The 12,739-nt window shown below is 71.9% G+C and carries 10 protein-coding genes; 1 reads left to right on the forward strand and 9 read right to left on the reverse strand.

From position 1 onward, the window contains the following. Positions 1-118 precede the first annotated feature (118 nt). The gene (locus tag ACZ61E_RS25320) at positions 119-1,318 is read right to left on the reverse strand and encodes a PP2C family protein-serine/threonine phosphatase (RefSeq protein ID WP_469702155.1); all 1,200 of its coding nucleotides are present in this window, start codon (positions 1,316-1,318) and stop codon (positions 119-121) included. 176 nt (positions 1,319-1,494) lie between these two features. Between ACZ61E_RS25320 and ACZ61E_RS25325 the strand changes: the two genes are divergently transcribed. Next, positions 1,495-1,779: a hypothetical protein gene (locus ACZ61E_RS25325; protein ID WP_469702156.1), complete on the forward strand. Its 285-nt coding sequence runs from the start codon at positions 1,495-1,497 to the stop codon at positions 1,777-1,779. Between the two features lie 40 nt (positions 1,780-1,819). Here the strand turns inward: ACZ61E_RS25325 and ACZ61E_RS25330 are convergent, their stop codons facing one another. The 8 genes from ACZ61E_RS25330 to ACZ61E_RS25365 all read right to left on the reverse strand — a co-directional run bounded on the left by ACZ61E_RS25330 (position 1,820) and on the right by ACZ61E_RS25365 (position 12,574). Then, positions 1,820-2,785, reverse strand: a complete 966-nt coding sequence (locus ACZ61E_RS25330) for a TauD/TfdA dioxygenase family protein (RefSeq protein ID WP_469702157.1) — start codon at positions 2,783-2,785, stop codon at positions 1,820-1,822. Positions 2,786-3,307: 522 nt separating this feature from the next. After that, the gene (locus tag ACZ61E_RS25335; protein ID WP_469702158.1) at positions 3,308-4,780 is read right to left on the reverse strand and encodes a rhamnulokinase; all 1,473 of its coding nucleotides are present in this window, start codon (positions 4,778-4,780) and stop codon (positions 3,308-3,310) included. A 112-nt stretch (positions 4,781-4,892) separates the two neighbouring features. Further along, positions 4,893-6,950, reverse strand: a complete 2,058-nt coding sequence (locus tag ACZ61E_RS25340) for a bifunctional aldolase/short-chain dehydrogenase (protein WP_469702159.1) — start codon at positions 6,948-6,950, stop codon at positions 4,893-4,895. 85 nt (positions 6,951-7,035) lie between these two features. Beyond that, positions 7,036-7,935, reverse strand: coding sequence for a Gfo/Idh/MocA family protein (locus tag ACZ61E_RS25345; RefSeq protein WP_469702160.1), 900 nt, complete (start codon positions 7,933-7,935; stop codon positions 7,036-7,038). Between the two features lie 68 nt (positions 7,936-8,003). After that, positions 8,004-9,200: an ROK family protein gene (locus tag ACZ61E_RS25350; RefSeq protein WP_469702161.1), complete on the reverse strand. Its 1,197-nt coding sequence runs from the start codon at positions 9,198-9,200 to the stop codon at positions 8,004-8,006. Positions 9,201-9,232: 32 nt separating this feature from the next. Continuing rightward, entirely contained in the window at positions 9,233-10,114 is an 882-nt protein-coding gene (locus ACZ61E_RS25355) for a carbohydrate ABC transporter permease (RefSeq protein ID WP_469702162.1), read from the reverse strand. Next, positions 10,114-11,142 carry a carbohydrate ABC transporter permease gene (locus ACZ61E_RS25360; protein WP_469702163.1) on the reverse strand — a complete coding sequence of 343 codons (1,029 nt, stop codon included), beginning with the start codon at positions 11,140-11,142 and terminating at the stop codon, positions 10,114-10,116. Before ACZ61E_RS25360 ends, ACZ61E_RS25355 begins: the two co-directional genes overlap by 1 nt. 31 nt (positions 11,143-11,173) lie before the next feature. Further along, complete coding sequence (locus ACZ61E_RS25365; RefSeq protein ID WP_469702164.1) at positions 11,174-12,574, reverse strand: ABC transporter substrate-binding protein; 1,401 nt, start codon at positions 12,572-12,574, stop codon at positions 11,174-11,176. Between the last annotated feature and the right edge of the window lie 165 nt (positions 12,575-12,739).

A 12,739-nucleotide genomic window follows, 5' to 3' on the forward strand; every position in this document is an offset into this window, starting at 1 on the left:
CCCCCCCCCCCCCCCCCCCCCCCCCCCCCCCCCCCCCCCCCCCCCCCCCCCCCCCCCCCCCCCCCCCCCCCCCCCCCCCCCCCCCCCCCCCGCCGCTCCCGGCCCACACCGCGCGCTCTCACCTCACGGGCGGCGGCCGCCACTCCACCAGCAGCAGCGTCGCGTCGTCGCGCAGCCGGTTGTCGTGGGCGTCGAGGACCGAGTGGATGAGCCTGCGCAGCGTCTCGGAGGCGAGTTCCCCGGCCGCGGTCGCCCGGATGATGGAGTCGGTGAACCGGTCGAGCCCGAACTCGGTGCGGTCCCCGACCCGTGACTCGACCACGCCGTCCGTATAGAGCAGCACCCGGTCCCCGCGCTCCAACTGCTCCTCGTGGACCGTACGGGCCGTCTCGCAGAACCGGGCGCGCAGTCCCATCGGCGGCTGGGGCTGCCGCTCCAGGGCCCCGGTCAGTACGCGGTTCCCCCGGATCAGCAGCGGTGGCGGATGCCCGCAGTTGCACCACCGGAAGAGACCGCCCGCCAGATCCAGCTGACTGATGATCCCGGTGCAGAACTGCTCGGGCAGCCAGCGCGCCAGCGCCTGGTCGACCGTGTCCGCCAGCTCCGTGAGATCTCCGCCGTCCCTGCGGGTGCTGCGGCAGCCCGCCAGCGCCACGGCCGTGGTCATGCCCGCCGCCAGGTCGTGGCCCATCGAGTCGAAGATGTCGACGTGCAGCGTCGAACGGGTCATCGAGTGGTCGTAGGCGTCGCCGCCGATCTCGTACGCCGGTTCCAGCACGGCCGTCGACAGGGCGCGGGCGTTGCCGATGGTCCTGGGCGGCAGAAAGGCGCGCAGCATCTCGGCGGGGAGCTGCATCGGCTCCGTGCGGGCGTACCGGGCCAGGCTGTCGCTGTACGCCCTCTTCGAGGTGATCGCCATCGCGAGCACCGACGCGATCATCCGGCAGCGGCGCAGCCGCTCCGCGTCGAGGACGGCCGCCCGGATGGCGAGCACGCCGAGCCGCTCCGCTCCGTCGACCAGTGGCAGCCAGGCGGTGAGGACGCCGTTCTCCGACTCCTCGATCCGCAGCTCAAGGGTGCGGTACGCCCGTCCGCCCGTCGTGGCGTCGACCCGTAGGCCGGGCATCCCGCTGGTGAGCGGGACCAGGTGGCGTTGCTGGATGTCGACCAGATACACCACGATCCGCTCCAGGCCGATCGCCGCGGCACATCTGTTGACCAGCCACGGAAGGTCCATCGGAGCCGCGGCGTGCGCCTCGGCGAGCAGCACTTCGAGCAGTCGCTCACCGGGGTCGGGGGCCACGCTCTCACTCGGCACGGCGGACGCCTCCTCACGGGGCGGGCTCCTTCCAGCATCGCAGGTCCGGGCGCTCGGCAGTAGCGGAGCGGCCGGCCGGCCGGCGCGGGCCACGAGGTCGGCCGGACGGGCTGTGTGCGGGAGAACTCGCCGCGATCCCTGGGCACCGCCGGAGCCGCCCTGATAGGGAGGAGGACATGAGTGAAGAGACCCCGATCCCCCCGGTCCTGACCGTCGTCGCCGCCAGCACCATCGAGCCGAACGTCGTCGGGGAGGGTGCCGCCGACCGGAACTCATGGATGGTGATCGAGACCGCCGAGCACGGCCAGCTCCTGCTGAATCTGCCCGGACCGCTGTACCGCGCGATGGAGCAGGCGACCCTCCTCGCCGCCGACCAGGCGGGCCCCGGGCGCCTCGCCCTCACGGAACGCGAGATCACCGCCTACCGCGAGCGCATCGCGGGCCTCACCGAGGAGGCGTAGGACCGCTCCGCCGGAGCGGTCCTACGCCTCCTCGGGCGGATCAGTACGGGCGGTCGCCGGCGATCGCGACCCGCTCGGCGACCCGCCGGTGCGTGCCGTAGTCGGCGACCGCGTAGTGCTGGGTGGCGCGGTTGTCCCAGAAGGCGATGTCGCCCGCCTGCCAGCGGAACCGGACCTGGTACTCGGGCACGTGCGCCTGCTGGAAGAGCAGCCGCAGCAGCCGGTCGCTCTCCGCCCGCCCGAGGCCCACGATCCGGGTGGTGAACGACGCGTTGACGAACAGCGTCCGCCGCCCCGTCTCCGGGTGGGTGCGCACCACCGGGTGCTCCACCGGCGGGAAGACGTCCTGGAACGGGGCGAGCCGTTCGGCGGGGTAGAAGCGCGCGAAGCCCGGCACGAAGTCGTGCACGGCACGCGCGCCGTCGATCCGTTCCCTCACCTCCCGGGGCAGATTGTCGTACGCCACGGCCATGTCGGCCCACATGGTGTCCCCGCCGGCGGGCGGCACCTCGCGCAGTTGCAGCACGGCACCCAGCGCCGGGCGCTCCCGGAACGTGACATCCGTGTGCCACACGTTCTCGAAGGAGGGGACGGCCGTACGGTCGAAGCGTGCCACGTCCTCGGAGTCCCCGGCCGTCAGCAGGGGATTGGTCTCCAGCGGCCCCCAGTTGAGGGCGAACGCGCGCTGCGCGTCGGAGGTCAGGCGCTGTCCGCGGAAGAAGAGCACCTTCCACTCCAGGAGCGCGCGGTTGAGCTCGTCCCGCACGGCGGGTGACGGCGGGACCGACAGATCCAGACCGCGGATCTCGGCACCGATGGTGCGCGACTGCGGGACGAGCCCGAAGAGTTCGTACGGCCGGTCCGCCCAGCCCTCGGGAACGCGGCGCAGCTCCCGGTGCCCCTCGTACAGGCCGTCGGCGGGGACATGGGGAGCGCGCAGAGCGGGAGGCGCGGAAGCGGGGGAGACGAGGGAATCGGGGGAGGGGGATGTGGCGGCGGTGGTCACGGGGCTCCTCGGGAGAGACGAACCGATGGGGGTGGGACGGGACGGGATCGGAGCGCCGGGGCGATACCGGCGAGGGGGCCGTCGAGGCCGTCGGGTCCGTGACGGGACCGGCCGGGGCGGGGCGCTACCGAAGGTCAGTGACAGCGACAGCAACACACGGGCGGGGATCCCACCCGGCCGCGGCGCAGCAGAAAGCTGAGGCCGCGGGGCGCGCACTCACCGCGGGGGCCGCTGCGGCGCGGCTCCTCTGCACGGTGGTTCGAGTACGGACCCATGGCGGCACCGTACCGCAGTGACAGGCCGTGTGACAGGGGCGGTTGACGGCCGGGGGAGGGCACGCGGCGCCCGGCGCCGAGAGGGCGGCCCCGCGGGAAGGGGTCCCCGGGCCGTCTGCCCGAGCATGCCGTTCCTCCTCCATCCGCCGGCGGGCACGCCGTGGATCACCCGCACCGCCCCCGTCAGCCACGCGGCGGCTCCGCTCGCCGGGTACTGACATCCCCCGGTCACCCGTCCCGCCGGCGGCTACCCGTCGAGTCCCACCCGCGCCGCAGCCGACGACCAGGCCCGGCCGTCGCCCCGGGGCTCGTAGCGGCGCAACCGCTGGGTACGCGCCACCAGCCGGCGCATCTCGGCCCGGTCGCCCACGAGACCCCGTGTCCGTGCCTGGACCAGCACGTTGCCCAGCGCGGTGGCCTCCGCCGGGCCCGCCACCACCGGCAGTCCCGTCGCGTCCGACGTCAGCTGGCAGAGCAGTTCGTTACGGCTGCCGCCGCCCACCAGATGCACCACACGGATCTCGGTGCCCGAGAGCGCTGCCGCCGTGCGCAGCGCGGCGCGGTGCGCCAGGGCCAGGCTCTCCAGGACACAACGGACCGTCGCCGCCCGGTCGGTGGGCGGTCGCTGGCCGGTGCGCCCGCAGTACGCCGCGATCCGGCCCGGCATGTCGCCCGGTGCGAGGAACACCGGGTCGTCCGGGTCGACCAGCGCCGCGAACGGCCGTGACCGCGCCGCCTGTTCCATCAGCGGGCCCAGCTCCGCGGACAGCCCGCGGTCCGCCCAGGCGCGCAGGCTCTCCGACAGCAGCCACAGCCCCATGACGTTGCGCAGGAAGCGGTAACTGCCGTCCAGTCCCAGCTCGTTGGTGAAATTCGCCGCCCTGGACGCCTCCGTGATCACCGGCTCGGCCAGTTCGAGCCCGGCCAGAGACCACGTACCGCAGGAGAGATAAGCGAAACCGGGCCCGGTCGCCGGGACGGCGGCCACCGCCGACGCCGTGTCGTGCGACGCCACGGCAGTGACGGGCGTGGTACGCGGCAGCCCGGTCTCGGCCGCCACATACGGCAGCAGGGTGCCCGCCGCGTCACCCGGCCGCCGGATCGGCGGGAACAGGCGCCGGTCGATTCCCAGCCGGTCCATCAGGCCGGTCGACCAGTCGCCCGCACGGGCGTCGAACAGCCCCGTCGTGGACGCGTTCGTGGCCTCGGCGCCGACACCGCCGGTGAGCCAGTGCGTCAGCAGATCCGGAATCATCAACAGCGTCCTGGCTGACGCCAGTTGAGCGCTGCCGGAGGCCGCAGCCAGCTGGTAGACCGTATTGAACGGCAGATGCTGCAACCCCGTGATCCGGTACAGCTCGGCCGCCGGCACCGCGGCCCGGACACGCTCCGCCACGCCCTCGGTGCGCGCGTCCCGGTAGTGGTGCGGATTGCCGAGCAACTGCCCGTCCGCGTCGAGCAGTCCGTAGTCCACCGCCCAGCTGTCGATACCGACCGACGCGACGTCGTACGTACGTGCCGCGCGCCCCAGCCCGTCCAGCACCCCCTGGTACAGGGCCAGTACGTCCCACCGCAGACTCCCCGGCAGCCGGACCGGCCGGTTCGGGAAGCGGTGCACCTCGGTCAGTTCGAGGGTCCCCCGCCCTTCCCGGCCCACCCGTCCCGCCATCACCCGGCCGCTGGTGGCGCCCAGGTCGACGGCGACGAAAGCCTGGGGCATCGCAGGGGAGGCGGGAGATCCGGGGGAGGCCGAAGGGCCCGGGGACATCGGGGGTTCGGTGTGCGGCACGGTGCTGACCCCTGTTCTCTCGGCTCCCCGCTCTCTCCCCACCTCAGCGCAGGAACGCCGCTGCGACACCCGCGTCCACCGGAATGTGCAGCCCGGTGGTGTGGGTGAGATCGCCGCCGGTCAGGGCGAACACCGCGTTCGCCACATGCTCCGGCAGCACCTCGCGCTTGAGCAGTGTCCGCCGGGCGTAGAACTCGCCCAACTCCTCCTCCGGCACCCCGTACACCGCCGCCCGCTGCGCGCCCCAGCCCGCGGCGAAGATCCCCGACCCGCGCACCACGCCGTCCGGGTTGACGCCGTTGACCCGGATCCCGTGCTCACCCAACTCGGCCGCCAGCAGGCGCACTTGATGCGCCTGATCCGCCTTCGTGGCCGAGTAGGCGATGTTGTTGGGTCCGGCGAACACCGCGTTCTTCGACGTGATGTAGACGATGTCGCCGCCCAGCCCCTGACCGGTCATCACCCGCGCCGCCTCCCGCGAGACCAGGAACGAACCGCGCGCCATGATGTCGTGCTGGAGGTCCCAGTCCCGCGCGGTCGTCTCCAGCAGCGGTTTCGAGAGGGAGATCCCGGCGTTGTTGACCACCAGGTCCACCCCGCCGAAGGCGAGGACCGCCGCGCGGAAGGCCGCGGTGATCGCTTCCTCGTCGGTCACGTCGACGGTGACCGCCACCGCCCGGTCCGCGCCGCCCAGTTCGCCGGCGACCTCCGCCGCGCCCGCCGCGTTCACATCGGCCACGACCACACAGGCACCCTCGGCCGCGAGCCGGTGCGCGACGGCCCTCCCGATGCCCGAGCCGGCTCCCGTCACCAGCGCGACCCGGGTGGCCAGCGGCTTCGGGGCGGGCATCCGACGCAGCTTCGCCTCCTCCAGCGCCCAGTACTCGATACGGAACTTCTCCGACTCGTCGATGGGCGCGTACGACGAGACGGCCTCCGCGCCCCGCATCACGTTGATCGCGTTGAGGTAGAACTCGCCGGCCACCCGCGCCGTCTGCTTGTCCTTGCCGTACGAGAACATGCCCACGCCCGGCACCAGGACGATCGCCGGGTCGGCGCCGCGCATCGCGGGCGAGCCGGCGTCGGCGTGCAGGTCGTAGTAGGCGGCGTACCGCGCCCGGTACTCCTGGTGGAGCCGTGTGAACCGGGCCGTCACCTCGTCCAGCGGCGCGGACGCGGGCAGATCGAGGACCAGCGGGCGGACCTTCGTACGGAGGAAGTGGTCGGGGCACGACGTGCCGAGGGCCGCGAGCCGGGGGTGCTCGGCGCGGGACAGGAAATCCAGCACGGGCTCGCTGTCGGTGAAGTGCCCCACCTGCGGCCGGTCCGTGGAGGCCAGCTTGCGCAGCAGCGGGGCCAGCGCGGCGGCGCGCGCCCGCCGCTGCTCCCCGGGCAGCGGCCCGTACCCCTCCAGGGGCGGGCCGAACGGCTCCGGCTTGCCGCGCTCGGCGAGGAAACGCTCGGCCTCACGGATGATGGTCAGCGAGTTCTCCTCGCACTCCCGCGAGGTGTCGCCCCACGCGGTGATGCCGTGGCCGCCGAGCACACAGCCGATCGCCCGCGGGTTGGCCTCCTTCACCGCGGCGATGTCCAGGCCGAGCTGGAAGCCGGGCCGGCGCCACGGCACCCACACCACGCGGTCGCCGAAGCACTCCGCCGTCAGCGCCTCGCCGTCGGCGGCGCAGGCGAGCGCGATCCCGGAGTCCGGGTGCAGATGGTCGACGTGTGCCGCGTCCACCAGACCGTGCATCGCGGTGTCGATGGAGGGCGCGGCGCCGCCCCCGCCGTGCAGGCAGTAGTCGAACGCGGCCACCATCTCGTCCTCGCGCTCCACGCCCGGGTACACCTCGGCGAGCGCGCGCAGCCGGTCCAGCCGGAGCACCGCCAGCCCCGGTTCGGTGAGCGTCCCCAGGTCCCCGCCGGAGCCCTTCACCCACATCAGCTCGGTGTCGGCGCCGCTCACCGGATCGGGGGCCGAGCCCTTGGCGGAGGTGTTGCCGCCCGCGTAGTTGGTGTTGCGCGGGTCGGCGCCCAGCCGGTGGGAACGCGCGAGGAGTTCGGCGGCGTGAGAGTGCCGGGCGGCTTCGGGGGAGGGCGTCATCAAGAGGCTTCCTTCGATCCCTGATCGATGAATGAATCGATTCATTGAGAAGGTAGGCGGCGCTGCGGACGCGTGTCAAGGGAGGTCACGTCGCCGGATGCGCCATCGCGATCAGCTCCTGGAGCCGCAGCCCGCGTGCGGCGTCGAGGGGCCCCGCGGCGCCCGAGCGGACCGCAGCGGCGAACTCCCGGCGCAGCACCGGCCAGCACTCCTCGTGGTCCAACTCGGCTGTGTCGTAGGTCAGTTCACCGGTCGGTCCGTACAGCTCGACGCGCGTACGGGCCCGTTGGAGTCCCACCGATCCGGAGAGCGAGGACTGACTGACCGCGCCGTTGGTGTGCTCACAGGTCAGCTCCGACCAGCGGCGCGGGTCGCCCGAGCCGTGGACCGAGGCGATCGGTCCCACGGCGGTGTCCAGCAGATCGAGCAGATGCGGTCCGAGGTCGAGCAGCGCACCCTGCTCCAGGCGCCAGGGTGTGGCGAGTTCACCCGCGAGGAAGGCACCGTGCAGATAGCAGGATCGCGCGCCGGTGACTTCGAACTCCGCCGCCCGGCGCAGGAATTCCCTGGTGGCCGGGTGGTACCGCTTGGTGAGGACGAGTTGGGTGACGACGCCGTGTTCGGCCACCGCGTCGGCCACCCGTCGCGCCGCGCCGAGATCGGGCCCGAGCGGCTTCTCCAGCAGCATCGGACGGCCCGCCCGCGCCGCGCGTACGGCCAACTCGGCCTGCACGGACGGAGGTACGGCGAAGGCCACGGCCTCGCAGCGGTCGAGCAGCTCCTCGAACGACCCGGCGACGGCGGCGCCGTACGCCTCGGCGGTCTCCCGCGCCGCCTCCGGCCGGCGCGCCCATACGGCGGCGAGCGCCGTCTCGGGCCCCGCCGCGAGCATCCGGGCGTGCATCGTCCGGGCCCAGGGTCCGGCCCCCACCAGTCCCACCCGGACCGGGCCGGGGTCGTTCGAGGGGCGTGGGTCGTACGGCACGGTCTGCTCCACAGGGGTCGGAATCGGTGGTCGAGAGGGGGAAGGTGGTACGGGGAAGGCCGCGCCCGCTACCCGTTCATCGCGGCCAGCCGCTGGTCCGCCCGGTCCGGCGCGTACAACTGCTCGACCACCATCGTCGCGGCGCCGGTGAGCGCGGCCTGGTCGCCGAGACCCGATGTCACGACGTTCAGATGCGCGGTCGTACGCGGCATGGCGCGCTGGTACAGCAACTCCCGTACGCCCGTGAGGAACGGGGTGCCGGCGAGGTCACCGGCGAGGACGAGTACCCCCGGGTTGAGGAGCGTCACGACGGTCACGAGCACTTCCCCCACCCGCCGTCCGGCCTCCCTCGCCAGCCGTACGGCGTCGGGCTGACCGTCCGCCAGACGTTCCCGTACGTCGGACCCCGAGGTGGTCGGGACACCCGCCGACGTCAGCTGTCCGGCGATGGCGCGCCCGCTGGCGACGGCGGCCAGACAGCCGTACGCGCCGCACATGCACAGCGCGTCGGCCCGGTCGTGCAGCCGGATGTGCCCGATGTCGCCCGCGCCGCCGTCGATGCCCCGGTACGGCTCCCCGTCCACGACGACCCCGGCGCCGATCCCCGTCGACACCTTGACCAGCACGAACGCCGAGCAGTCCGGGTAGTGCACGCGCTGCTCCGCGTACGCCATCAGATTGGCGTCGTTGTCGACGAGCACCGGCACCGGCCCTGTCGTGGCTCGCGGCGCGTGGCGCGCGTACGCCTGCTGCATGCGCTCCGGGATCGGGTACTGGTCCCAGCCGGGCATGATCGGCGGCTGGATGACCTGGCCGGTGGCCCAGTCGACCGGCCCGGGGACGGACAGGCCGATGCCGCACAGCCGGGTGGGTTCGGCACCGGCCGCTTCGAGGAGGCCGGGGAACCAGCCGGCCAGGGTGTCGAGGACCTTGTCGGGCCCGTCGGAGATGAGCAGCGGCTCCGAGCGCTCGGCCAGGATCCGCCCCGCGAGGTCGAGGACGGCGGCGCGGCTGTGCCGGGTCTCCAGGTCGACGGCGATGACCACGGCGTGTCCGGAGTCGAACTCCAGGCGTGCGGAGGGTCGTCCACCGGTCGAGGTGCCCGTCGCGTCGCGCAGCCAGCCGGCCGCGAACAGCTGGTCGAGGCGGTTGCCGATGGTGGACCGGGAGAGTCCGGTCGCGTGCTGCAACTCGCCGCGGGTGGTGGCCTGTCCGTCACGGATCAGCCGCAGCAGATGCCCGGGGCTCGCCTGGTTGGCCGGCATGTTCGTGAATGCTCCTCGTTCTCTCTGAGGCCCTAGCTCTTGTCCGCGCCGCTGGTCAGGCCCTCGGTCAGCAGACGTTCGGCGGCGAAGAACAGCAGTACCACGGGGACGGTGAGGACCACCGAACCGGCCATCAGAACGGTCTTGGAGACCTCGATGCCGCCCGCGAGCTGCTGGAGCCCCAGGGAGACCGTCCAGTCGTCGGGCGACGCGGCCAGGAAGAGGAGCGCGAAGAGGAACTCGTTCCACGCGATCATGAACACGTACAGCCCGGTGGCCATCAGGGACGGCAGGGCGAGCGGCAGGATCACCTTCCGTACGGTCTGGAGCCGTGAGCAGCCGTCCAGGGCCGCCGCCTCCTCGATGCTGCGCGGGATGGTCGTGAAGTAGTTCCTCATCATGTAGATGGACACCGGCACGGTCTGCGCGATGTACACGATCGCCAGGCCCACCAGGTTCCCGGAGAGGCCGAGTTTGGCGAACATCACGAACAGCGGCACCGCCAGCAGCGTCGCGGGGAAGAGATAGACGGCCAGGAACATCGCGCTGACGTGCCGGCCCCCGAAGAACCTGAGCCTGCTGATGGCGTACGCGCCCGGGACCGACGCGGCGAGGGTGAGCAGGACCGTACCGAGGGCGACGGCCGCCGAGTTGAGCAGCATGCGCAGGAACCCCTGCCCACCCTCGGAGGTCGGCTTCAGCACGCTGCGGTAGGTGTCGACGGTGAAGTCCTCGGCAGCCACCCAGAGCGAGCCGGGATCGAGCAGCAGGGCGTCGATCGGCTTCACCGACAGCAGGAGCATGTAGTAGAACGGCACGATCGTGATCGCGGCCAGGAACGCGAGGGTCACCCAGCGGGCGACGCCGAAGAAGCGCTCCTCGAACTGTGTGCGTGTGAACTGCGCGCGGGTCATCACGCCTCCTCCTGGACCTTCTTGGCGAAGAACGTGAAGTAGATGCCGAGCAGCACCATCAGCACGGCGGCCAGTACGAGCGCCTGGGCCGCCGCCGCGCCCACGTCGAAGCGCGCGGTGAGGAAGTCGTAGACGCGTACGGCGACGACGTCCGTACCCGCGCCGCCGCCGGTCAGCAGATAGACGTCGTCGAACTTGTTGAACGTCATGATGAACCGCAGAACGCTCAACAGCGCGATCACGGGCATCAGTTGGGGAAGCAGGATATGGCGGAAGTTCTGCGACGGCGTCGCGCCGTCCACCCGCGCCGCCTCCTCCAGCCCGTCCGGTACGGCCTGGAGCCTGGCCAGCAGGAAGAGGAAGGCGAAGGGGAAGTAGCGCCATGCCTCGAAGGCGATGACGGTGAGCAGGGCGAGGGGTATCTCGACGTGCAGGCCGAACAGGCCCACTTCGTGGGAGCGGGTGGAGAGGAAGGCGATGGGGTCGTCCCAGCCCAGCAGCTTGCCGCCCCACTCGTTGACGACGCCGTACTGGGGGCTGAGCGCGACCTGCCAGACGAAGGCGACCGCGACGACGGGCGCGACGTACGGCAGGAGCATCGAGCCGCGGAGCAGTCCCCGGCCGCGGAACGGTCTGCGCAGGGCGAGCGCGGCGATCAGTCCGAGGACGATGGAGCCCGCGGTCGAACCGACCGTGTAGAGAAGCGTGGTGGAGAGGCTGGACCAGAATCCGGCCGATCCGAAGACCGCGGCGAAGTTGTCCAGGGTCCAGTTGCCGAACAGGCCCATGCCCTGGATGTCGACCAGTCTGGCGTGCTGGAAGGCCAGCAGCACGGTCCACAGGATCGGGACGATCACCACGACGAGCACCACCAGGAAGGTGGGGGTGACGAAGGCGAGTCCCGCGCGGTTCTCGCGCTGTCCGGCGGTGACCGGACGGCGCCCGGCCGGACTCGGCTCCCGGTCGGCGGGCGGACGGTTCCCGGTGGGTGCGCGGCGCGTCGTCGCGCCGCTCGGTGCAGTACTCATATGGATTCCTCGACGGGGCGCCGGGCGGCGGCTACTGGAGTGACTTCTGGAGGGCGGAGACTTCCTCGTTCGCCTCGCGGGCGGCCTGGCGGGAGGAGATCTGACCGCCGGTCATCGCGCCGATCGCCTTGGGGACCGGGAGTTCTCCGTTGGTGGCGCCGACGAGGGCGCCCTGGCCCTCGGTGATGCCCCAGCGCTTCATGTTGTCGACGCCGTCGGCCAGTTGGCCGAGCAGGTCGTCGGAGTACACCTCGTTCATGGGCTTACGGGTGTCGACGCCGGCGGTGCTGGCACGCCAGGCGTCCTGGTACTTCGCCGGCTCCTCCGCCGTTCCCCGGCGGACCGGGATCTTGCCCTCGGGCGCCATGCCGAACCAGTCCTCGTACCCCTTGTCCATCATGTACTCGATGAACTTCGCCGAAGCGGCGGTCTCCGCCGTCCTGGTCACCGCCCACGACGTCACCTCGCCGAACTGCGCGGGCGATCCGTCGGGACCCGCGAGCGCGGTGACGATCCCGCTGTTGTCGGAGAGGAACGTGCCGTCCTGCTTGCACTCGGGGCAGCTCGGCAGCGCGTCCTCGCGCAGCCCCGCCAGCTCGTCCAGGATGAACGACGACCAGACGATCATGGACGAGCCCCCCGCGAAGTAGGTGGCGCGCGTCGAGTCGACGGACTGGGTGCCGGCCGGACCGTACTGCCGCCCGAGTCTGTCGTAGGTGTCGAAGGCCGTATCGCAGGCGGGGGAGTCGAGCGCCACGTCACCGGCGTCGTCGACGAGACGGCAGTTGTTGGCGAGCGCGATGTTCTCGAAGCTCTGCTGGGTGAAGACGTCGCCGGGGTCGGTGGCCACGGAGATGCCGTCCCGGCCCTCCCTGTCGAGGGTGTCGGCGGCCTCGATCAGCCTGTCGTACGTATCGGGTACCGCAAGCCCCGCCTCCGTGAGCTGGTCCTGGCGGTAGAGGAGCAGCTGGAGCCAGGCGTCGGAGGGGACGGCGAGCTGTTCGTCCGCGTCGGAGGTGAGGCGCAGGGCGTTGTCGGCGAAGGTGTCCGCACCGAGGCTGTTCACGATCCGGCCACTGACCTCCGTGTCGAGCAGGCCGTTGCTGTACATCTGCCAGACCTGGCCCATCGGTACGGCCCCGATGACATCGGGCAGCTTGCCCGCTGCCGCCGCCGACATGATCAGCTGCGGCAACTGCCCCTCGGACACACCGACCAGGTCCACCTGGACCCCCGTGTCCTTCTCGAACCGGTCGATGATCTTGTTGGTGGCCGCCATGCGCGGCGGAAGGTTCTCCTGCGACCACACCGTGATCCTGTTGTCCGCGCGGGCCGGGCCGGTGTCGGCGGAGCAGCCCGCCAGCACACCGGCACCCAGCACCGCCGCCAGGCCGGCCGCGATCGTCCTCGACCGCCGGATCCTTCTGCGCATGGCTCGCCCTCACCTACCTGGATCCCGGACTGCTCGGATCATCGCGCCTTATGTTTTGGATAGCGGCATCTCAGCACTACTTCTGCGTATTGACAAGACATAAGTCTGAGATAGGTTCGACCTAAGTCCGGGGCCGGTGTCAGGCGCCGCCCTTCCGGACCCTCA

It is taken from the genome of Streptomyces sp. NPDC104581, from assembly GCF_055583685.1.